Here is a 20,925-nt window from a genome sequence, read left to right as displayed (position 1 = left end):
TGCGTCGCGTGGCGGCGATCGAGGTGCGTCGCGTGGCGGCGATCGAGGTGCGTCGCGTGGCGGCGATCGAGGTGCGTCGCGTGGCGGCGATCGGGGGAGCCGGATGAGCCTCGGACAGGTCCTGCTCGTCGCGGCGCTGGCCGTCCCGGCCGTCGGCGCGGCCGTGGTCGCGCTGCTGCCCGGTGACCGGGCGGCCCGCGTCGTCGGCACGGTGGCGGCCGGGCTGACCCTGCTGGCCACCCTTCCCCTGGCCATCGGCGACCGCAGCTGGACGGCCTACGGGATAAACCCGGCGGTGCGCCCCTGGCACCGGCTCGACCTGCCCTGGGTGCCCGCCCTCGACCTGCGCTTCCACCTGGGCGTGGACGGCATCTCCTACCCGCTGGTCGTGCTGACCGCGCTGCTCACGTTGCTCTGCTGCGCGTACACCCTGTGGAAGGTGCCCGACGGCGGCGGCAGCGGCCGGGCCCTCGTCGCGTTGCTGCTGGTCGTCGAGGTCGGCATCCTCGGCACCTTCCTCGCCCTCGACCTGGTCCTGTTCTTCGTGTTCTTCGAGGTCGTCCTCCTGCCGATGTACGCGATCATCGCCGGCTGGGGCGGGGCCGACCGGCGGCGGGCGGCGGCCAAGTTCGCCCTCTACACGCTGCTCGGCTCGGTGCTGCTGCTCGTCGGCGTCTACGTGGTAGTGGCCGCCGCCGGCACCGCCGACCTCCTCGCGCTCACCGGCGGCACGGGGCTGTCGCGGGGCACCCAGCTCGCCGCGTTCACCCTGCTGGGGCTCGCGTTCGCGGTGAAGAGCCCGCTGTGGCCGCTGCACTCCTGGCTGCCCGACGCGCACACCCAGGCACCCACCGTCGGCAGCGTGATCCTCGCCGGGGTGCTGCTCAAGATGGGCACGTACGGGCTGATCCGCGTCGCCGTCGGGGTGGCCCCGGAGGGGGCCCGCTGGGCGGCCCCGGTGCTCGGGGTGCTCGCCGTCGCCGCCATCATCGTCGGCTCGCTGGTCTGCCTCGCCCAGGGCGAGCTGAAGCGGCTCATCGCCTACTCCAGCGTCGGGCACATGGGGTTCGTGCTGCTCGGGGTGGCCACGCTCACCGCCACCGGCCTCCAGGCCGCCCTGATCGGCAACGTCGCGCACGGGGTGATCACCGGCCTGCTGTTCTTCCTCGCCGGGGCGATCAAGGACCGCGCGCACACCGGGGCGCTGGCCGAGCTGTCCGGGCTGCGGGAGACCGCGCCCCGCCTCGCCGGCCTGCTCGGCTTCGCCGCCGTCGCCTCGCTGGGCCTGCCCGGCCTCGCCGGGTTCTGGGGCGAGGCGTTCGCCGTGGTCGCCGCCATCGGGCGGGGCGGCCCGCTGTGGACCACCCTCGGCGTGCTCGCCGCCGTCGGCGGGGCGCTGACCACCGCGTACCTGCTGCGGCTGCTGCGCCGCGTCACCCACGGCCCGGCCAGCCCGGCGGTCGGCCGGATCGGCCCCGGCCTCGCCGCCGCCGAGTGGACGGCCTGGGCCCCGCTGGTGCTGCTCGCCCTCGCCGTCGGCCTCGCCCCCACCCTGGTCCTCGGCGTCGCCGCCGACCCGGTGGCGGCCCTCGTGGGGGTGCTCAAATGAGCCTCGTGCAGAGCGTCGACAACGTGGCGCTGCTCCCGGCGTACCTGGCCGCCGGCACCGCCGTCCTGGTGCTGCTGGCCGACCTGCTGGTGGCCCGCGCCGCCGCGACGGTCGCCGTGGCCGCCGCCGGTGCGGTCGCCACCGCGCTGGGCAGCGCGGTCGTCGGGGCGGGCGGGCCGCGCGCCACCTTCTGCGTTTCTGCCGACTGCTCGTACGTCTACGGCGGCCGGGCCGCCCTCGTCGGGGCCCTGTTCGCGCTGCTCACCCTCGGGGTGCTGGCCCTGTCCGGGCCGGCGCTGCGCGCCGGGCAGTCGCCCGTCGGCGAATACTGCTTCCTGCTCGCCTGCTCGATGACCGGCGGCGTGGTGCTCGGCGCGGCCGGCGACCTGATCACCCTGATCGTGGCGCTGGAGACGCTGACCCTCCCGCTGTACGTGCTCGTCGGCCTGCGCCGGGGCAGCCTCGCCTCCGCCGAGGCGGCGGTCACGTTCTTCGTGGTGAGCGTGGTCGCCACCACCGTCACCCTGCTCGGCGCGGCCCTGCTCTACGCGGTCACCGGCGGCCTGCACCTCGACCGGGTCGGCGCGCTGCTCGCGGAGCGCCCCGACCTGCTGGACGTGCCGCTGACCACGGCGGCGGTGGCGCTGGTGCTGCTCGGGCTGGCGTTCAAGGTGGCCGCCGTGCCGTTCCACGCCTGGGCCCCGGCCACCTACGACGGCGCGCCGCTGCCCGTGGCCGCGTACCTGTCGACCGCGTCGAAGCTGGGCGGCGTGGTGGCCCTGCTCGCGGTCGTCCAGCGGGCGCTGCCGGCCGAGGTGACCGGCCCGGTGCTGGCCGGGCTCGCCGTGCTCACCATGACCGTGGGCAACCTCGTGGCGCTGCGCCAGCGCCGCACCGTGCGGCTGCTCGCCTGGTCGTCGGTGGCCCAGGCCGGCTACATCCTCGCCCCGCTGGGCGCGCTCGCGCTGGCCGCCGGGCGCACCGCCGACGCCCGCGCCGCCGCGTACGCCGCCGCCGTGGCGTACGCCGTGTTCTTCGTGGTCCTGGAGCTGGCCGCCTTCGCGGCGCTGGTGGCCCTGCGCCCGGCCGGCGCCGACGGCGGCAGCCTCGCCGACCTGCGCGGCGCGGCCCGGCGGCGGCCCTGGGTGGCGGCGGCGTTCGCGCTGGCCCTGGTCGGGCTGGCCGGGCTCCCGCCGGGGCTGGCCGGCCTGTTCGCCAAGGTGACCGTGGTGCGGGCGCTGCTGGACGGCGGCGCGGGCTGGCTGGCGCTGGTGGTGGCGGTCAACGCGGTGATCGGCCTGGCCTACTACCTCCGCCTCGCCGCCACCCTCTACGCTCCGCCCGCCGACTCTGCCCATTCCGCCGAGGCTGGGGGCACCGCCGGCACCCGGCCCGCCTGGGCGGTGCTCGGCACCCTCGCCGTGGCCACCCTGGTCGCCGTGGCCGTCGGCTTCGCCCCGCAGCTCGTGCTGGACCTCGCCGCCCGCTGAGCGGCCCCTGAGCGGTCGCCGAGCCGCCCCCGACCTCAGTGTTTCCGCAGGTCGATCCCAGGCAACTCACAGTCATGAGACGGATGGTTGGCGGGTACCGAGGTGTTGTACCGGTCAGCGGATCCCGCGCGGTCCGCGCACCGAAGGAGCGATCGTGCATCACAACCGTCTGAAGACCGCAGCGCTGCTCGGCCTGCTGACCTCGCTGATCCTCGCGGTCGGCTACTGGTTCGGTGGCAGCGGCGGGCTCGTCGTCGCCGTCGTCGTCTCGTTGGTGATGAACGGCGTGACCTACTTCTACTCCGACAAGCTCGCCCTGCGCTCGATGCGGGCGCAACCGGTCAGCGAGGCACAGTTCCCCGAGCTGTACCGGATGGTCCGCGAGCTGGCCACCGAGGCACGGCAGCCGATGCCCAGGCTCTACGTCAGCCCCACCTCCCAGCCCAACGCGTTCGCCACGGGCCGCAACCCGGCCAACGCGGCGGTCTGCGTCACGCAGGGGATCACCGAGATCCTCGACTACCGGGAGCTGCGGGGCGTGATCGGGCACGAGCTGTCGCACGTCTACAACCGGGACATCCTCATCTCCAGCGTCGCCGCCGGCCTCGCCGGCATCATCACCATGCTGGCCAACATCGCCTGGTTCATCCCGCTCGGCGGCGGCGACGACGAGGACGCCCCCAACCCGGTCGTGCTGCTGCTCACCCTGATCCTCGGCCCGCTCGCGGCCACCGTGATCCAGCTCGCGATCAGCCGCAGCCGCGAGTTCCAGGCCGACGAGTCGGGGGCCCGGCTCACCCGGGACCCGCTGGCCCTGGCCAGCGCCCTGCGGAAGATCCACCTGGGCACCCAGGCCCGGCCGCTGCCGGCCCAGGGGCAGCTCACCAGCACCGCCCACCTGATGATCGACAACCCGTTCAAGCGGGGCGGCGGCATCGCCGCGCTCTTCTCCACCCACCCCCGGATGGAGGAGCGGGTCGCCCGGCTGGAGCGGATGGCCGCCAGCGCCGGCCCCGTGCAGTTCCAGCGCTGACCCGTCCCGACCCGATCCCGCCCGCGCCCGGTCCGACCGGGCGCGGGCGTTTCGTCTGGTACGCGGCGAGACGCGCACCATAACGAGTTCACTCCCACCAGCTGCGGCGTTAGGGTCGGAACGTTTCCGGCTCGTTACATCTGTCGTTACATCCTTTCGTTGCACCCTGGAGGTTCCAGTGGCCGCACTGCGCCAGTACCTGGGCGTATGGCGGATCCCCGGCGCGCCGATGCTGCTCGTCCTCGGCGTCATCGGCCGGCTCGGGATCGGCATGACGCCGCTGGCGCTGCTGCTCGTCGTGCAACAGGTCACCGGGCGCTACTCCCTCGCCGCCGTCGCCGGTGGCATCTACGCCCTCGCCGGGGCCGCGCTCAGCCCCGTCGCCGGCCGCGTCGCCGACCGGGTCGGCCCCACCCCCGTGCTGCTGGCCACCGCCGTCGCCCACCCACTCGCGCTCGGCGGGCTGCTCTGGGCCAGCCGCGCCGACGGCGCCAGCATCGCCCTGATCTACCTCGCCGCCGGGGTGGCCGGAGCCACGTATCCGCCGCTGACCGCCGCGCTGCGCGGCGCGTGGAACGACCTCACCAGCCCCGCCACCGGCCGGTACCACCTGCGCAACACCGCCCTCGGCGCGGAGACCGCGCTCCTCGAAGTCGTCTTCGTGCTCGGCCCGCTGCTGGTGGCCGCGTTCGTCCTGATCGCCGACGCGGCAGCCGCCCTGGTCGGCGCGGCCGTGGTCACCCTCGTCGGCACCGTCGCCGTGGCGCTCGGCCGGGTCATGCGCGGCTGGCGTCCCCACCCGAAGGAGCACCACGCGCGGGGGCTCGGCCCGCTGCGCGTCGGCGGCTTCCCCGCCCTGCTGCTCTGCATCGCCGGCCTCGGCATCGCGTTCGGGGCCGCCGGGGTCATCGTCCCGGCGTTCGCCGGAAACCAGCCCACCGACGACCCGGAGAGCCTGGCCGGCGTCCTGCTCGCGGTCTGGGGCCTCGGCAGCGCCGCCGCCGGCTTCTGGTTCGGCGTCCGCAAGCCCGCGGCCAACATGACCCGCCAGTTCGCCTGGCTGCTCGCCGCCGTCGCCGCCACCTTCGCCGTGTACGCGGTGATGCCCGGCCCGCTCGCCCTCGGCGTCGCGCTGGTCGTCGGCGGGGCCGCCATCGCCCCCGCGCTCACCCTGGAGAACACCCTCGTCGGGCGGATCGCCCCGGCCGGCATGCTGAACGAGGCGTACACCTGGGCGGTGACCATCATGGTCGCGTCCAGCGCCGCCGGAGGCGCGGTGGCCGGGCTGATCATCGACCACGCGGGCGGCGTGCCGTGGGCGTTCGTCTTCGCCGGGTCGGCCGTCGCCGTCGGGGCCGCCGTCGCCGCGCTGCCCGCCGGCCCCATCGCCCGCGCCGAGGCCACGGCGGTACGCGTCGAGCAGACCCTCGCCGCCTGAGCGGGCTGCCGCTCGGGGCTCCTCGTCGGCGGCCTGCTGCTCGGGCCCCTCGGCGCGGCGTGGGGCTGCTCAGCCGCTGCGCGGCGCGTACATGATGACGGCGACCCCGACCAGGCAGATGGCCGCGCCGACGACGTCGTAGCGGTCGGGCCGGAACTTGTCGACGACCATGCCCCACGCGAGCGACCCGGCGACGAACACGCCGCCGTAGGCGGCGAGGATGCGGCCGAAGTTCGCGTCGGGCTGGAACGTGGCGACGAAGCCGTAGAGCCCGAGCGCGACCACGCCGCCCGCGATCCAGAGCAGCCCCCGGTGCTCCCGCCAGCCCTGCCATACCAGCCAGGTCCCGCCGATCTCGGCGAGGGCGGCGAGCAGGAACAGCAGGATCGAGCGGGCGACCGTCATGCGTCAGACCGTAGCCGTAGGGCCCCTCGTCAGCGGTGGACGGGATGGCAGGAGCGGAGGCGCGGTGCGCGCCAAGCGCGGCGAGTCAGCGGTACCTTGTCACCAGCAACCGGGCGGCACGGGCGGAGGGATCTTGGTCGGGCAAGTGAATGAAATCGGCGCTGTTGATCTTTAGCGGTCCAGGTCAAGAAGTCTGTTCCCCGCGCACGCGGGGGTGATCCCAAGGGCACCATCGCCGACGCCACCCCGTTCGTCTGTTCCCCGCGCACGCGGGGGTGATCCCGGGCAGCGCGGCACCGAACAAACCGTCATCGCCTGTTCCCCGCGCACGCGGGGGTGATCCCTGGTCGGCCGGTGCCTGCCACGGGCCGATGATCTGTTCCCCGCGCACGCGGGGGTGATCCCTGGCCACCCGGCGCGCGGCACGCGGACGGCCCCTGTTCCCCGCGCACGCGGGGGTGATCCCACGGCGACGACCTCGACGACGACGCGGACCTCCTGTTCCCCGCGCACGCGGGGGTGATCCCATCGCCGAGCGGTTCGAGGCGTGGTCGACGGCCTGTTCCCCGCGCACGCGGGGGTGATCCCGTCAAATACGTGATCTGGTACCGGGAAATCTGCTGTTCCCCGCGCACGCGGGGGTGATCCCTTCGGGACGTAGACCGCGCCGACGTAGCCGGCCTGTTCCCCGCGCACGCGGGGGTGATCCCACCGACTACGAGGCACCCCGCAATCTGACCGACTGTTCCCCGCGCACGCGGGGGTGATCCCGGTGGTCCTGCGCCATGACGCCTCGACCGTCACTGTTCCCCGCGCACGCGGGGGTGATCCCCGAGAGGACGGGCCGACATGGCCAAGGAGAAGCTGTTCCCCGCGCACGCGGGGTGATCCCTTAGTTGTCACGGGCGGCTGTGTCCAGTCCTACTGTTCCCCGCGCACGCGGGGGTGATCCGCGGTCTAGCCACTCGGCCGGGATCTGGTCCGGCTGTTCCCCGCGCACGCGGGGGTGATCCCGGCTCCCGGCTCAGCAACCACCCAGTGTTCGACTGTTCCCCGCGCACGCGGGGGTGATCCCGACGAGGACGGGTCGGGCGACCGCAAGTGCGACTGTTCCCCGCGCACGCGGGGGTGATCCCGACACGGGTCGAGCCGGGCCACACGTCGTGAGCTGTTCCCCGCGCATGCGGGGGTGATCCCCGGCTCTCCGCCTGGTTGGCCGTTGAGCTGCATCTGTTCCCCGCGCACGCGGGGTGATCCGGGCTGCCCGTCCGAGATGCAGATGCGCCGCCACTGTTCCCTGCGCACGTGGGGTGATCCCAGCCGGTAGCGGGAGCCAGGCCGTCCACAGGCCGTCAAAGGCCGGACGAGGGCGACCAACGACGACCAAAGTCGCCCAGGTTCGCCCAGCTCACACAGCGTGCCTCGCTGCCCACCCAGGGGCCCGACTGAGCCCTTAGCGGTAGTTGGTGAACTGAAGGGCGATGCCGAAGTCCTCGCCCTTGAGCAGGGCGATGACGGCCTGGAGTTCGTCCTTCTTCTTGCCGGTGACCCGGAGCTGGTCGCCCTGGATCTGCGCCTGGACGCCCTTCGGGCCCTCGTCGCGGATCTTCTTGCTGATCGCCTTGGCCTTGTCCGAGTCGATGCCCTGGACCACCTTGGCGTCGATCTTGAAGATCTTGCCCGAGGGCCGCGGCTCGCCCGCGTCCAGGGACTTCAGCGAGATGTTCCGCTTGACCAGCTTCTCCTTCAGGACGTCCAGGGCGGCCCGGACCCGCTCCTCGGTCTCCGCCTGGAGGCTGATCGCCTCCTCGCCCGACCAGGAGACCTCCGCGCCGGTGCCCCGGAAGTCGAACCGCGTCGAGAGCTCCTTCTCCGCCTGGCGGAGGGCGTTGTCGACCTCCTGCCGGTCGACCTTGCTCACGATGTCGAACGACGGGTTCGCTGCCATGCTGATGCTCCTGCTGTCCGGCGGTCAGTGCACGTACGCGCCGCCAACCAGCGGCACGACCCCCTGACGGTACCCGGTTGCGCTCGCCCCGGGAGCAACCGCTATCCTTGGCTCCGCTGCCGCGCTCCGGTGCGGCGGTGACGCCCTGGCGGGTTGCCCGAGCGGCCAATGGGAGCGGACTGTAAATCCGTCGCGAAAGCTACAGAGGTTCGAATCCTCTACCCGCCACCAGGTGCACAGAAGGGCCCCTGACCAGCACGAACCCTGGTCAGGGGCCCTTCTCGTGAGTCCCGCTCAGTCTCGCTGGCGACCACTTAATCTCGTTCGTCGCGTCGCATGCGTATCGGCGCGTGGCGCGGCTAGAGGAACAGTCGCAGGAGCCCTGTGACGGCCCCGATGACCATGGCGATGCCGGTGAACACACCTGGCAGTGACTTCATCCAGTCATGCGGGTGGGTGCGCCGTCTCTCGTTCCTGCGACCGTGCGTATTGCCGGCGGTAGCCGGTCTTGCTAACTTCGGCACGTGGCCTCCTTGCTCTGAGTCCTCTGAAGGGCATGCTGAAGCAAAGAGCCGCGGCGGCATCCGGGTGCATCCGGGTGCCGCTTTTTCGTATCGTGCGAGCTGCCTCTCCGCTTCGCTGCCCTGATTTCAGCGGTTTCGCACGGCAGGCGCAAGTGCGGGCTTGCATAGATTGGTCTATGCAAGAGATGGTCGGCCATAGGCCAATCTATGGCCGCAATGGCTGTAACGGAAAGTGTTTTGTGTTAATTGAGAATCAGCGTCGAATCATCCGTTTTTCCTGCTCAGAGGCTTGATCGCTGCCGTAGCGCAGTGGGGTGCATGGCTGGACCGACGGAACTCTGAGTGACTTGTGCGCAGTTGTGATTTGGGACACCTGTCATAGGTTTTCTTGCAACGCTGCTTCGATGCGGCGGCGCGCCGCCTCTTCCTGGCCGTAGACGCACTTTGCGTAGACCCGCATAAGGACGTGCACGCTGTGTCCGGCCCACTCGGCGACCTGGGTAGCTGGTACTCCGGCGTTGAGCCAGAGCGACACGGCGGCGTGCCGTAGGTCGTAGGGACGCCGGGCCAACGGTGAGCGCTGCTGCGCAGGCGCGAGCACCTTTGCCCGTGCGTCTCGCCACGCCTTCCCGTAGGTGTTGTTCGGGATCGGTTGGCCGGCGGTGGGCACGTACCGTCCGCCGGGGCCGCGTCGGGTGACGAATAGCTTGCCGTTCACTCCGGGCGGGTACTCCTTGATGTGGTGATCGAGCAGCCGCACGAGCGGCGGCGGTACCGGCATGTTCCGCGTGGCGCTCTTCGCCCGGTGCTTCAACCCGCGATCCTCGGTGGTGTCGTTCCCGTCGCCCCAGTCCCGGCCGACGGCCACCGTCGAGCCGGTCAGGCGCAGCACGCCCCACCCCCCTTGCTGCGCGGGCCGCTCGTACTCGTCCTCCCGTAGGTGAAGCACTTCCTCGGGCCGCAGCGCGGCGTAGTACATGCATCCGAAGAACGCTTCCAACTCGGGAACGGCGCCCCACTCCCTCGACCCGGCCGCGAAAGGCCTATGGGGCTCTAGTTCGACGTGTCCAGCACTCGATGTCAGACGCTCGTAGCCAATAAGCTGACTGCCCTTTAAGCACCGTTCTCTAGGCGCTACTTTTCTGTCGTTGCCAAACATCTGTTGCCTAGGCGAGGTGTGCGCTGAGGTAGTCGGGGTTGGGGCGGGTGTGGGTGGCGATGGCGAGGAGGGTTCCTTCGAGCCTTGCGAGGTCGGGGAAGGCTGCCAGTGAGGGCGCGACGCGGACTATCCAGGCCGTGGGGTCGATGGCCAAGAGGAATCGGTCGAACAGGGAGTGCCGGTCTCGGCGGAGGAGGAGGCCGCCGTTCGGGTCGTGGTGGCCCGTGTCGCAATAGCGGTAGAGGTGCGCCGCGTCGATCGCCGCAGAAAAGTAACCGGTGGTAAAGGGGACCGTGGCGCAACTGCCATGGGCTGCGCCACCGCCCGCACGTCATTTGTGCATCGCAATCGACTGGCACGCCTTCCCGCCTAGCCTCCCGTCCGACCGAGCTTCACGGCGACAGTTCAGCTGCCCACTGCACTAGAAGGCTTAGTAGGTGTTCAAGCCAAGTAGTTACACCATCCCCAGTGCGCGCAGTCAAAAACTGGCCTACCGTTTGGTATGGGGTCAGTGGGTCGTAGATGAGCAGTGCTGCTTGGCATTGACTTCCTGCGTGTGACGTACCGTGAGCTATGCCATGTCGAACATGCAGAATCCGCTCGATGTCCTGGCGGTATCCTGAGAAGACCGTTTCTATGGAGCTGTTTTGTAGCCAGTAGGATGCGACGGCCGACACCATGGCCGGATTATGTAGCAGAATGTAGTTGCCTGGATTGGGTTTCAGGCTCACCGCGCCGGTATACGGATTGAAGCGGACGCGGAGAAGTTGCTGCTCTGCTACTGAGCGGCTTTGATGTACGTGGTTCCTGACGCAGGATCCATTGCGGTGTGTTGTTTGCCTGCCGCTCATGAGGTCGACCATAAGCTCATAGACAAACCATTCCCACCGGCGCATCGTCGAGGCGAAGGCACCTTCCGCCGCCACTTGGCATCCGATGCATTGGCTGTCGATCCGCCCGCCATGGTGAGACGCAGCCTGTTCAAAAGCGTCGATAGCGTGCGGCGTGAACTCTTTCTCGGCTGAGACGGCCCTCACCGATCAGATAGCCCTGCGTGCTCCCAGAGGCTGTGGAAGCGCGTCAATCGGGGTCGAATGTTGTCGGTTTGCTGACTCGAAGCGACGATGAAATTCTCGATGACAGCATCCCCACCTTGAGTATCTTCTCGATGGTCCGCTGGGGCATCAGAAGCCGCATCGGAGCTCGATTCGTCATCGTCGTTCTTACCGAGAACATCTGACAGGACTTCAATACTGTTTCTCAAGGCGTTAGACCGCTCGTCGCTAAGCGGTTCACGGGGAGTGGGGGGCAATGCGGCCATGTTCTCGGGGATCCGCTGGTTCTCAAGCCCATAAAGGCGGTGATAGACCACCGCGTAGAGCGTGTAGAAGAGGGGAACACGCCGAAATTTAGACTGCTTAATCGTTTCCCCTGCCACGGACCTGATCGTCTCCATGGTGCGCCTAAATCTTCTCTCGTGTTCAAGGCGCTCGTCCCAGTTGCTGTCGTACCGCGCGTAGAACGAGTTGATGCTGGACTTCTTGTCCTGCATGCCCGCCAGCTGCATGATCAGAACCTCTGATACGAACTGGTCGGCAAGCATTCGCGCCAAGGCTTGAGTGGAGAACAGGCTCGCGGCCTTCCAGAACTCGTTATACTCCTTCGCCAAGGAGTAGGCGGCTTGCTTAAACTCGCCGAAATACTTACCGTTTCTCAACTCTTGGTCGCTTAGCGGGACACTATGAATATTGATGCGGGAGAATATTTCCTGTACTAAGTTATCTGAAATGCTTCCCCTGTAAACCTCGCATCTGAACGTGTACGTCAAGAAACGTTCTTGAAGCTCGTTGGGGAGTTGTGAATACTTTAAGCCAGCCCATGGGGCGGTGGCAGATCCTGAAGCCGCTGCACCCTTCGGTAAAGCGAACGTGCCGTTGTAGAACTGGATTACGGCAGTCAACCGCTGTTGGCCGTCGATGACTTCGCGCATGACCTTGCCGCGATCGAGTTTGAAGCGCATGTGGATCGGCGGAATGGGATAGCCACGAAGGATCGTATCGATAAGAAAAGACTTCGCCGGACTCCTCCAGACTTCCCCTCGCTGGAAGTCAGGGCTAAGGACGATCCGTTGCTGCTCGAACCACTCGATGAATTCGGCAACCGAGTAGCTAGCACGCTCGATGTCGATAACTTCAGGGGCCCAATCCACATCCGACACAACAGCACCTTTTCGCGTATGAATCCAATTACCGAGGACCGCTATGGACTCCGGCGTTCATGCCGGAAGTCGGCTACGAGTTGCTCATTCCTCTTCAGTGGACACAGTCTCTGCCCATGTCGGCGCGAGTCTGTTGCGTCGTCGGACCTCTTGGTCTACCTCAGAGACGAACTCTTCCATTGATAGTGTATCCCTTTCCAGCGGTCGCCCGTTACGTGGAGGGGGCCTCTCTGCATCGAAGAATCTAACCGCTCCTCGATTCTCTCCGTCTGTCTCGTAAAGGCCGATAAAGACCCTCTCGAACAGCTCGTAGCGGGGATCCTCTGCACCAAAGTCAACCCAGGCTCGCTCTGCCGTCCCGTATACCGGGCGCTTGCCGCGCCCGCTTCGTTTAGACAGCGTAGCGACGTGATGCGCGAAGGATGACTTGTTGACATCGCTCTTACTGCTGGCGTTGCCGTCATCGCAGGTGGCGAATGGCTCGAACAAGACTGCAACGAGGACAGAGTAGGGCTGTCGTTGATGTAAGACCATAGCCTCGCTGCGAAGCTCATGGTCGTTGCGAACTATGTTTTTTGTCCAGCGGCCCAGCTTCTTCGAGCGGCCATAATCCTGAAAACTGTAGGTCTTGACCGACACGTTAAGGAGCAGACCAAGCGTCGGATCTGTCACCTTAACATCCAAGCGCTTCATGCCGTTGTCGACACCAACGCGTGACTCCTGTTGTCGGCCGTCCGCTGTCGGCGTGATCGCCGGGTACTTCATGCGTAGGGCATTCGCCAGGACAATCGCCAGCTGATTAGACAACCGCTGGGCGTAATTCTTCTTGTCCTCACGTTCGCCGGTCGAAGGAGGTTTCGGTTCTGCCGCGTCCAGAGCCGCGCGGAGGGGCGTGGCGTTCACATCGACCTGCCTTGCTCAACATCGTCCATAGTGCCGATGACCCTATCGGCTCGCTGCCGAGCTTGGGGTCACACGGCTATGGACAGCGCTGAGCCGCCGGACACCCTGACGTGCTCGGCGACATCCTCTCGGAAGCCCGAGTGTCGACCGAGGTTTGTCGCCTGCAAGCGACTCCAAAAGCCGCTGGCCGCGCGGTGGGACAGAGGCTGCGCCTTGTCCATGCTGAGCAGGTCCCTGAGGTGGATGTAAGAGGCGAGGTGGGGAAACTCCGTGACGTCCACGGTCCAGACCTTGTCTCCGTCGCCCCATGCTGCCGTTGGCCAGGCACCCCTACGAGTCCAAGGGGTGGATGGGCTGACGAACGTTCCGGGTGAAAGGAGCCTTCCGCCGACCCACTCGGCGACCCCAACTGATACGGCGTTGCCAACGAGCTTCCATCGAGGGCCGTTGCGCCTGCCGAGGTCGGCTGGCTGTGTCCAACCACGGTCGAAGCCTTGGAGGGCTTCGCCATCGTCGATGCAGGGAACCACGATCTTGCGACCTTCCGCCCCGCCTGGCAGCCATACAGCGGGTGGCGAGGGGATCCCTAGTGCAGAGCCTCCCTTGAACGTGGGGGTCGCGTCCTTGGCCCAGCCGAGGCCAGTTCGGCCTTCGGTCCAGTAGAAGCCAAACGCGTCCTCCCGCAGACCGCCCTCATCGAGGCCGTCGGTGTCGTCGGCAAACAACACTGCCCGTGGGTCCTCAGTCCGGGACGCCAGCAGTAGCACCCGCCGCCTGCGCTGCGGCACGCCTGTGAAGCGAGAGTCAACGACGCGATAGGCCCACCGGTACCCCAGAGATGAGAGTTGTCTCACCAAGTAGGCCATCGCCTCGCCGCGATCGAGGGCAAGCATGTTCGGGACGTTCTCGATCAAGAGCCACGGAAGTCGGTCACCTCGTGACTCGATCAACCTCAGCATCTCGAACAGGTGGGCAACGAGACCTGACTGTTCGCCCCGAATGCCGGCTGTCCTACCGGCCTGGGACAGGTCGGTGCAGGGGAAGCCAGCCGCCACGAGATCGAGGTTTTCAGGAAGGTCTCGAAGCGTTGTGACGTCAGGATGTAACTCAACGTCCGGAAAGCGCGCTCGAAGCACTTGCTGCGCCGGAAGCCAAGACTCGCATAGCAGCACCGTCTCAAGCTGGTCACCCGCAGCGTGCTGCAAGCCCAGTTCGATCCCGCCGATGCCCGCGAACAGACCGGCTACCCGAAACGTGCCTGGCACAGCGCCCCCCATGTCCACCGACTCGCCGACGATACAAGGAACTGGCAGGAAACTCGAGCTGGCGCACGGTGTTCGCGCGGCTACTCATGGGGTTCGGCCTGGTGGGGCTGCTGGGGTGACGAGAGCCGCCAGGCCGGTCCGCCAGTCAATCCATCGCCGCCCGCCGCCGATGGATTTGTCGGAGGCCGAAGGCATGCTTCTAGCGGCATCGCGCGGCTCCGCCTAGCCGTCGAGACGCACGGTTGCCTAATGGTTCGGCGTAACGTGAGGATGCTGTGGTGTTGGCCGATCGCGGTTCACTACTATCCCTGAGGAGGGCGTCGATGGGACTTGCGGACAGCATCCGCATCATGCGTGGGCACCTGACAGAGGAGGAGCGCAGGGAGCGAGACGAGGCTGCGCGTACGCGTCGTGCAGCTAGGGCGTCCGCCGACCCCAGGTGTTGCGTCCACGGGAGTGGTGTACGACTTGCCCGTGATGGGCGTGTTGCGTAGATGAGAGACGGCCATCGCGTCGATCCTTCAAGACGACCAAGTCAGAGAAGGAAGAGAGAGCGCGATGGCCGCTTCAGAGAGTGTGAACCCTGTTGACCTGCTGCGCGAGCAGATTGAGGGCGCGTCGCCGGATGTGTTGCAGGCGATGATCCGCACGTTCGCGCAGGCGGTGATGTCCGCCGAGGCGGATGCCATCTGCGGCGCCGGCTACGGGCAACGCAGCGACGAGCGGGTCAACTCGCGCAACGGCTACCGGCCTCGGGAGTGGGACACCCGCGCCGGAACGATCGACCTGGCGATCCCCAAGCTCCGTCAGGGCAGCTACTTCCCCGACTGGCTGCTGACGCATCGGCGACGGGCCGAGCAGGCCCTGGTCTCGGTGGTGGCCACGAGTTATCTGCTCGGGTCTCGACGCGGCGGGTGGAGAAGCTGGTCGAGCAGCTCGGGATCCGGCAGCTGTCGAAGTCGCAGGTCTCGGAGATGGCCGCCCACCTCGACGCCCAGGTCGAGGCGTTCCGCAACCGGCCCCTGGACGCCGCCCACTACACGTTCGTGTGGATGGACGCGCTGACCATGAAGGTCCGCGAACACGGCCGGACCGTCAACGTCCACGCCCTGGTCGCGGTCGGGGTCAACGCCGACGGCCAGCGTGAAGTCCTCGGCGTCGACGTCGCCTCGGACGAGGACGGCGCCGGCTGGCTGGCGTTCCTGCGATCCCTGACCGCCCGCGGACTCTCCGGCGTCCAACTGGTCATCTCCGACGCCCACCGCGGCCTCGTCGCCGCGATCGGCGCAGCCCTGCCCGGCACCACCTGGCAACGATGCCGCACCCACTACCTGCGCAACCTGCTCACGAAGGTGCCGAAGTCAGCGCAGCCGTGGATCGCGACCCTCGTGCGCACCATCTTCGACCAGCCTGATGCCGACGCCGTCCGAGCCCAGTTCCAGCGGGTCGTGGCGACGATCGAAGCGAAGTTCCCCACCGCGGCCGAGCACCTCGACGCCGCCCGCGACGACCTCCTGGCGTTCACCAGTTTCCCGCGCGAGATCTGGCGTCAGATCTGGTCGAACAACCCCCAAGAACGCCTGAACAAAGAGATCCGCCGGCGCACCGACGTCGTCGGGATCTTCCCGAACCGGGCGGCGATCATCCGCCTCGTCGGTGCTGTCCTGGCCGAGCAGACCGATGAATGGACCGAAGGACGCCGCTACATGGGCCTGGAACTACTGGCCAAAGCCCGCCTGATCACCGTCGACACCAGCCAACACGACACCGACCAACCCGACCCCACCCCGATCGCCGCATAGCATCAGACCGGATCACGCGATGGCCGTCTCTTACACCACCAGCGCGGACGTGACCCTTGAGGTTGCTCCCGTGGGCGGCGAGACGATGAGATCGGCGACGTCTTTGGATGATGATTGTCTCGCTTCCGTCCGCCATCCGGTCGGTGCATCCTGGCTTCCATGAACGTCTTCACTGCCCTGGTTGCCGTGATCATTCACCTGTGGGTTCCGTTGTTGATCATCGTCTCTGTCGTCGCGATGGCTGGATGGCTGGCATGGGCTGCGGTCCGTCGACCGAAGGGCGCGCTTCCTGAGCGGCCCAGCCCAGGAAAGGGGCTCATCCGAGCGCGAGCAGGGGATCCTGCGACGGATGACTGAGCTGCCCGCAGCGGGGCGCGTGGTGAAGCTTGAGGGGGCGGGCCGACACGAGAGGCGGCAGCTCAACCAAGCTGACCGGAACAAGATCGTGGACGCCGCCCGCCCTGCAAATCCGGTCGGTCATGCCGTCTCGGTCTTCAGTCGGCCGTTGAGGTAGGGCTGGGATGGTCGTTGGAAGCATGCGCCGGAGACGCGGGACTCGATGGTGCGGACATGCCGGAAACCCTGCCGGCGGTAGTAGTCGTGCAGTCCGTGGTTGGTGGTCCAGGCGTCCAGCCGTAGCCAGGTCAGTCCCGCGTCATAGGCCCGTCCGCCGGCCCAGTCCAGCAGTTCGCCGCCGAGGCCCACGCCGGAGTGGGCCAGCGGGATCATCATCTTCGCCGCGTACAACGCGTCGGCCGGGTCGTCTTCCGGGTACCACAGCGCTTCGGGGTCCCGGTCCGGCTTCCACAGGCCGTCCACGTCGACATATGCGGTCAGGGTGATGGTGGCAATCGGGTCGTCGCCGCCCCAGGCTAGCCACGTCTGTCCGGCGGATACCGTCGCCGCCACGGCGGAGCGGGGCAGCGGGATGGACCACTGTTCCTCGCCCCGGGCGGCGAGCCACGCCACCCGCTCGCGCCGCCACTGCATGATGACGTCGACGTCCTGGAGCCGGGCCGGAGTGATGATCACTCGGGGGATTCCTCGGGGCGGAACCTGGCGATGACGTTGACGTCTCCGTGGGTGGTGACGATCTGGTTGCGGTCGCCGGCGAAGACGTTGAACGACACCCGTACGGGGCGCTGCTCGGTGTAGCCGGTACGGATGTGCAGCAGGATCGTTGTGCCGGGCTGCAAGCCGAGCAGGTTCGCCTCCTCGGGCGTCGGCATCCGGGAGACGTACTCGTCGTAGTAGGCCGTCTGCTGGTGGCCCCGTTCGGCCAGAAGCCTGGTGGTTCCCTGCGGGATGTCCTTCGGCGACAGCAGCTCGCGGATCTGCTCGGCGAGGTCCATGGGGTAGTAGGTGTCCTGTAACGAGGACGGCTGGTCGTTGACATACCGGACGCATCGGCGCAGCACCGCGACCGAGTCGGGCTCGACGTGGAGACGTTCGGCGAGGTCGGGCGACAGCGACCGGATCGTCAGGCTGAACTCCTGCGACGCCTCGTAGCCCTGGGCCACGACCTCCGAGCGCCACGCGTCCGTCTCGGCCATCGGCTGGGCGGGCATCTCGGCGCGATGGGCGTGGAACGTCAGAGTGACCTTCCTTCGGACGATCATGCCGCCGCCGCGTCCGGGCACCCTCTGCACCAGGCCCTCGTTCACCAGCAGCGCGGTGGCGTCGCGGACGGTGTTGCGCGAGACGCCGTACTGGTCCTGGAGCTGCGGCTCGGTCGGGAGCCGGTCGCCCTCGCGCAGTGTTCCGGACACGATCTGGCCCCGAAGCTCGCTGGCGATCTGGCGGTACTTCGGCTGGCCCACCTCGTAGTCCCTCCTGATGTCGTACCAACCAATCTATCCGCATGCCTTGACTGCCTCCTGCCCGCCTGTAATGGTTGGTATGAATCCAACGTTACTGACGGCTACGGCTCGATCGCAGAGGAGTGGCATGGATGACCAGGCCGGCGAGCTGGCACGGGACATCGAAGTGGTGAACCGGGCCCTCGCATCGACCCGCGCCCACCTGACCGCACTCGCTCGGGCGGAGGACGCCCTTGAGTTGCGCCGACCGACCCACTCGCCCCTGCTCACGCTCGTGGAGCAGGCCGAGAAGGCGGCGTCCCGGGTGACGCGGTACCTGCGGGCGCTCTCGCCTGCGAACACCTCTGACGTGACCGGGAATCGGGAGTGCTCGTGATCTCCGGAGTCGTGTCGGTTGTGTTCGGTGGGCTGGTGCCGGGCTTCCTGCTCGGGTTGCTCGCCTTCCGGGTCAAGTCGCGCTGGTGCCCGCGCTGCGGCGAGTCCACCCTGGCCATGCCGCCGGGGGAGCAGGACAGATGAGTGGCCGCGACGAGGTGCCGATCGGGCGGCGGATGGCGGAGCTGCGGGCCCGGCGGGGGATGAGCCAGCAGGTCTTCGCCGACCGGATCGGCAAGTCGAAGAGCTGGGTCGACAAGGTCGAACGAGGCGTACGCACCCTCGACCGGCTCTCCGTCATCGAAACCGTCGCCGCCGCCCTCGGCGTCACCCCGACCATCCTGCTCACCGGCAAGCCCCGCCGGGAAAGCGTCACCGACACCGACGCCGCCGTGGAACGCATCCGCGCGGCGCTGGCCCGCCACGACCCACCCGGGGCCGACGCCGACAGCCCCACCGCGCGGCAGCTCGACGACCGGGCCGGGCACGCCTGGGCCGCGTACCGCAACGGTCACCACGCCCAGGTCCTGCGCGCCCTGCCCGACCTGCTCGCCGCCACCCGGCACACCACCCGCGCCGAGCCGGCGGCCGACCCGCCCGTCCGCGTCTACCGGCTGACCGCCCAGACGCTGGTCAAGCTCGGCCAGCCCCACCTCGCCTGGCTGGCCGCCGACCGCGCCATGACCGCCGCCACCGGCGACCCCCACCGCACCGCGCTCGCCGCTGTCTCCCTCGCCCAGGCGCTCCGCGCCCTGCACCGGGGGCGCCTCGCGCAGACCGCCGCACTCACCGCCGTACACCAGCTTGCCCCGGCGGCGCACGACCGCCCGCCGGACCCCGGCCTCGCCGGGACGCTGCTGCTCGAAGCCGCCCTCGCCGCCGCAAGCTACCGCGACGCCGCCACCGCCCACGACCTCACCGAGCGCGCCGCGCACCTCGCCGCCGCGCACGACGGCCACCATCAGGGTGACGGCGACGGCATCGCCTTCGGCTCCGCCGCCGTCACCCTCGCCCGCGCCCTGGTCGCCACCCATCTCGGCGACCACCACCAGGCCGTCACCATCCATGGGTACGCCACCAGCGGCGACAGCTGGCACCAGCTTCCCGCCGAGCACCGCGCCGCCCACCTCATCGACATCGCCCGCGCCCACCTCGATCTGGGCGACCCGCGGGCCGCCGGCCGCGCCCTGATCGCCGCCGACCAGATCGCCCCCGCCGAGGCCCGCACCCGCCCCGTCGCACGCGCCGCCCTCACCGCGATTGTCCGCACCGGACTCACCGCCGCCGATGTCGCCCGCCTCGCCGCCACCGTCGGCCTCACCCGGCAGTAGGCACCTGCCCGATCTCGCCGCACTACTGCCGTCGCGCCGCCGACCCTGCGGCCCCGCCCGACGGTGCTGCCGACCCCGGCAGCGCCCGACGGTCGGCCACGAAGATCGTCTGTCGGGTACCGGCATCCGGTTCGGCGTGTCGCGCCGGTGACGAGCAGACGATCAAGGTGTTGCCATCCGGGAACGAGTGGGGTCGGGATGGCGCTTCGGGAGTGCGGCCGGGCGTCGTGAGTGATGTCGTATCTGACTCAGCTCCCTATGCGCGACAGAAGCCGCCCGCCGGGGCAATGGCAATGGGCGGCGACTCCGCCCTTTCCGGGGAAATCGAATGGGCGCGCGGCATCGCGCCACCTAGCCTCGCGAAGATGGACGATGCTGACGGGCGCGCCTTGGTCGAGCACGGATACGACGCGTTGTCATACCACTACCGAGCGGACGATGCCGGGGACGGCCAATACGCTCCGTGGCTCGCCGCTTTGCACCGACGCCTGCCGGGTTCGGCAACGGTTCTCGATCTCGGCTGCGGCTGTGGCGTGCCGGCCGCCCGCTTCCTCGCCGCCGCCGGGCACCACGTCGCGGGCGTCGACATCAGCGCCGTGCAGGTCGAGCGGGCCCGCCGCCTGGTGCCCACCGGGACCTTCCTCCGCGCCGACGCCACCCGCGTCGACCTGCCGCCGGGCTCGCCCTCATCCACCTGCCCCTGCCCGAGCAGCCCCGCCTCATCGGGCGCATCTTCACCTGGCTGCGCCCGGGCGGCTGGCTGCTGGCCACCGTCGGCGACAGCGCGTGGACGGGCACCGAGGAGAACTGGCTCGGCGGTCCCGCCGCCATGTGGTGGAGCCAGGCCGACGCGTCGACCTACCGCTCCTGGCTGCGGGAGGCCGGGCTGCTGGTCACCGCCGAGGAGTTCGTGCCCGAGGGGACGAGCGGGCACGCCCTCTTCTGGGCCCGCCGGCCCCCAGCCTGACCAGGTCGCGGGGCGGGGTGCCGGGCGGGGCGCCGCCATGTCGGGCAGGTGGCGGTATCCCGGCCGCCGGATACCCCCATGCCGCCGACATGGCGGGCCCAGCCCGGCCCAGCGCGGGCCCAGCCCCGGGCCCAGGCCGCGTCGGGGACGGGGTCGAAGCGGGTTCGGGACGAAGGTCCCTTTCGATATCTCGTCGTCTGTGGTGTGCTGTTTCCCGATGCGTGGCGCCAGGGGGCTGGAGCATGCATTCAATGAATTTCCATGATTGGCGCGCTAGGTCCGAGTGTTCGCCAAATGAAGGACGGCGTGGAACGCGGGAACGCAGGGGTATCACCCCGCCAGGCAGGGCGTCCTGCCGATCGGTCGGACTTGTTGCCGTCCAGGCGGAGCCAGGCCACCGAGGGCTTTGTTGCCCTCAGTGCGTGTGGCACCATCATGGAATCTTCACGCCCCCCGTGCTGCCCGTTTCGTGACAGGAGCCCCACAGATGCCTACTCAAAAGCTGGGTCGGCTGCTCGGCTTGACCCTGATGCTGTTCGCGCTCGCCTCGGGTGCTGCTTCGGTCGCCTCCGTCGCCGGTGCCCCGGCCAAAGGCTCGGGCGGCTTGGTGAACCTCGAGTTCGAGTGGAACTAGGTTC

The 20,925-nt window shown here is 68.8% G+C and carries 17 protein-coding genes, 1 tRNA gene, 2 pseudogenes and 1 CRISPR repeat array; of the genes and pseudogenes, 10 read left to right on the top strand and 10 right to left on the bottom strand.

Annotation, left to right across the window (positions count from 1 at the left end):
• The first annotated feature begins 103 nt into the window (after window positions 1-103).
• The 4 genes from LPU61_RS09720 (at window position 104) to LPU61_RS09705 (ending at window position 5,570) form a co-directional block, all read left to right on the top strand.
• Window positions 104-1,609: a NuoM family protein gene (locus tag LPU61_RS09720; protein WP_229404730.1), complete on the top strand. Its 1,506-nt coding sequence runs from the start codon at window positions 104-106 to the stop codon at window positions 1,607-1,609.
• Complete coding sequence (locus LPU61_RS09715) at window positions 1,606-3,099, top strand: NADH-quinone oxidoreductase subunit N (protein ID WP_229404729.1); 1,494 nt, start codon at window positions 1,606-1,608, stop codon at window positions 3,097-3,099. Before LPU61_RS09720 ends, LPU61_RS09715 begins: the two co-directional genes overlap by 4 nt.
• Before the next feature lie 154 nt (window positions 3,100-3,253).
• Complete coding sequence (htpX, locus tag LPU61_RS09710; protein ID WP_043965448.1) at window positions 3,254-4,132, top strand: zinc metalloprotease HtpX; 879 nt, start codon at window positions 3,254-3,256, stop codon at window positions 4,130-4,132.
• 178 nt (window positions 4,133-4,310) lie between these two features.
• On the top strand, window positions 4,311-5,570 hold the full coding sequence (locus tag LPU61_RS09705) for an MFS transporter (protein WP_229404728.1): 1,260 nt from the start codon (window positions 4,311-4,313) through the stop codon (window positions 5,568-5,570).
• Window positions 5,571-5,639: 69 nt separating this feature from the next.
• Here LPU61_RS09705 and LPU61_RS09700 read toward each other — a convergent pair whose 3' ends face one another.
• Window positions 5,640-5,975: a YnfA family protein gene (locus LPU61_RS09700; RefSeq protein ID WP_229404727.1), complete on the bottom strand. Its 336-nt coding sequence runs from the start codon at window positions 5,973-5,975 to the stop codon at window positions 5,640-5,642.
• 193 nt (window positions 5,976-6,168) lie between these two features.
• A CRISPR array of direct repeats spans window positions 6,169-7,293; the repeat unit is 29 nt; unit sequence CTGTTCCCCGCGCACGCGGGGGTGATCCC.
• Window positions 7,294-7,428: 135 nt separating this feature from the next.
• Window positions 7,429-7,923 (bottom strand): YajQ family cyclic di-GMP-binding protein, encoded by a 495-nt coding sequence (locus LPU61_RS09695; RefSeq protein WP_229404726.1) that lies wholly within the window; start codon window positions 7,921-7,923, stop codon window positions 7,429-7,431.
• Window positions 7,924-8,070: 147 nt separating this feature from the next.
• Here LPU61_RS09695 and LPU61_RS09690 point away from each other — a divergent pair.
• Window positions 8,071-8,154, top strand: a tRNA-Tyr gene (locus LPU61_RS09690).
• Between the two features lie 669 nt (window positions 8,155-8,823).
• Here LPU61_RS09690 and LPU61_RS09685 read toward each other — a convergent pair.
• The 6 genes and pseudogenes from LPU61_RS09685 to LPU61_RS09665 all read right to left on the bottom strand — a co-directional run.
• A pseudogene (locus LPU61_RS09685) lies at window positions 8,824-9,459 on the bottom strand (integrase); the annotation flags it as partial.
• A gap of 154 nt (window positions 9,460-9,613) precedes the next feature.
• Window positions 9,614-9,865, bottom strand: coding sequence for an HNH endonuclease (locus LPU61_RS31845; RefSeq protein ID WP_374199647.1), 252 nt, complete (start codon window positions 9,863-9,865; stop codon window positions 9,614-9,616).
• A gap of 133 nt (window positions 9,866-9,998) precedes the next feature.
• Complete coding sequence (locus tag LPU61_RS09680) at window positions 9,999-10,643, bottom strand: hypothetical protein (protein ID WP_229404724.1); 645 nt, start codon at window positions 10,641-10,643, stop codon at window positions 9,999-10,001.
• A complete protein-coding gene (locus tag LPU61_RS09675; RefSeq protein WP_229404723.1) occupies window positions 10,640-11,824 on the bottom strand; it encodes a DUF262 domain-containing protein in 1,185 nt (394 codons plus the stop codon). Before LPU61_RS09675 ends, LPU61_RS09680 begins: the two co-directional genes overlap by 4 nt.
• An 84-nt stretch (window positions 11,825-11,908) precedes the next feature.
• Window positions 11,909-12,727, bottom strand: a complete 819-nt coding sequence (locus LPU61_RS09670) for a hypothetical protein (protein ID WP_229404722.1) — start codon at window positions 12,725-12,727, stop codon at window positions 11,909-11,911.
• 68 nt (window positions 12,728-12,795) lie between these two features.
• Window positions 12,796-13,992 (bottom strand): DNA cytosine methyltransferase, encoded by a 1,197-nt coding sequence (locus tag LPU61_RS09665; RefSeq protein WP_229404721.1) that lies wholly within the window; start codon window positions 13,990-13,992, stop codon window positions 12,796-12,798.
• Window positions 13,993-14,550: 558 nt separating this feature from the next.
• Between LPU61_RS09665 and LPU61_RS09660 the strand changes: the two are divergent.
• Window positions 14,551-15,794: pseudogene (locus LPU61_RS09660) on the top strand (IS256 family transposase).
• Window positions 15,795-16,271: 477 nt separating this feature from the next.
• Here the strand turns inward: LPU61_RS09660 and LPU61_RS09655 are convergent.
• The gene (locus LPU61_RS09655; protein WP_229404720.1) at window positions 16,272-16,826 is read right to left on the bottom strand and encodes a GCN5 family acetyltransferase; all 555 of its coding nucleotides are present in this window, start codon (window positions 16,824-16,826) and stop codon (window positions 16,272-16,274) included.
• Entirely contained in the window at window positions 16,823-17,614 is a 792-nt protein-coding gene (locus LPU61_RS09650) for a GntR family transcriptional regulator (protein ID WP_229404719.1), read from the bottom strand. Before LPU61_RS09650 ends, LPU61_RS09655 begins: the two co-directional genes overlap by 4 nt.
• 127 nt (window positions 17,615-17,741) lie before the next feature.
• On the opposite strand from LPU61_RS09650, the gene LPU61_RS09645 reads away from it, so the two are divergent.
• From LPU61_RS09645 to LPU61_RS31840, 4 genes are all read left to right on the top strand, one after another.
• Entirely contained in the window at window positions 17,742-17,990 is a 249-nt protein-coding gene (locus LPU61_RS09645; RefSeq protein WP_229404718.1) for a hypothetical protein, read from the top strand.
• Entirely contained in the window at window positions 17,987-18,133 is a 147-nt protein-coding gene (locus LPU61_RS09640) for a hypothetical protein (RefSeq protein WP_229404717.1), read from the top strand. Before LPU61_RS09645 ends, LPU61_RS09640 begins: the two co-directional genes overlap by 4 nt.
• Window positions 18,130-19,320 carry a helix-turn-helix domain-containing protein gene (locus LPU61_RS31495; RefSeq protein ID WP_255700003.1) on the top strand — a complete coding sequence of 397 codons (1,191 nt, stop codon included), beginning with the start codon at window positions 18,130-18,132 and terminating at the stop codon, window positions 19,318-19,320. Before LPU61_RS09640 ends, LPU61_RS31495 begins: the two co-directional genes overlap by 4 nt.
• 287 nt (window positions 19,321-19,607) lie before the next feature.
• Window positions 19,608-20,552, top strand: coding sequence for a methyltransferase domain-containing protein (locus tag LPU61_RS31840; RefSeq protein WP_374199646.1), 945 nt, complete (start codon window positions 19,608-19,610; stop codon window positions 20,550-20,552).
• The last annotated feature ends 373 nt before the right edge of the window (window positions 20,553-20,925 follow it).

This window comes from Micromonospora sp. NBRC 110038 (assembly GCF_020884815.1).
GTDB classification, from domain to species: Bacteria; Actinomycetota; Actinomycetes; order Mycobacteriales; family Micromonosporaceae; genus Micromonospora; species Micromonospora haikouensis.
Note: the sequence above shows the minus strand (reverse complement) of the source record. Positions and strands in the feature narration are given on the sequence as shown.

What these genes read in the sequence shown, in the direction of transcription:
- LPU61_RS09720 (WP_229404730.1), top strand. Translation starts at nt 104, where the DNA reads ATGAGCCTCGGACAGGTCCTGCTCGTCGCGGCGCTGGCCGTCCCGGCC.
- LPU61_RS09715 (WP_229404729.1), top strand. Translation starts at nt 1,606, where the DNA reads ATGAGCCTCGTGCAGAGCGTCGACAACGTGGCGCTGCTCCCGGCGTAC.
- LPU61_RS09700 (WP_229404727.1), bottom strand. Translation starts at nt 5,975, where the DNA reads ATGACGGTCGCCCGCTCGATCCTGCTGTTCCTGCTCGCCGCCCTCGCC.
- LPU61_RS09695 (WP_229404726.1), bottom strand. Translation starts at nt 7,923, where the DNA reads ATGGCAGCGAACCCGTCGTTCGACATCGTGAGCAAGGTCGACCGGCAG.
- LPU61_RS09645 (WP_229404718.1), top strand. Translation starts at nt 17,742, where the DNA reads ATGGATGACCAGGCCGGCGAGCTGGCACGGGACATCGAAGTGGTGAAC.
- LPU61_RS31495 (WP_255700003.1), top strand. Translation starts at nt 18,130, where the DNA reads ATGAGTGGCCGCGACGAGGTGCCGATCGGGCGGCGGATGGCGGAGCTG.
- LPU61_RS31840 (WP_374199646.1), top strand. Translation starts at nt 19,608, where the DNA reads ATGGCAATGGGCGGCGACTCCGCCCTTTCCGGGGAAATCGAATGGGCG.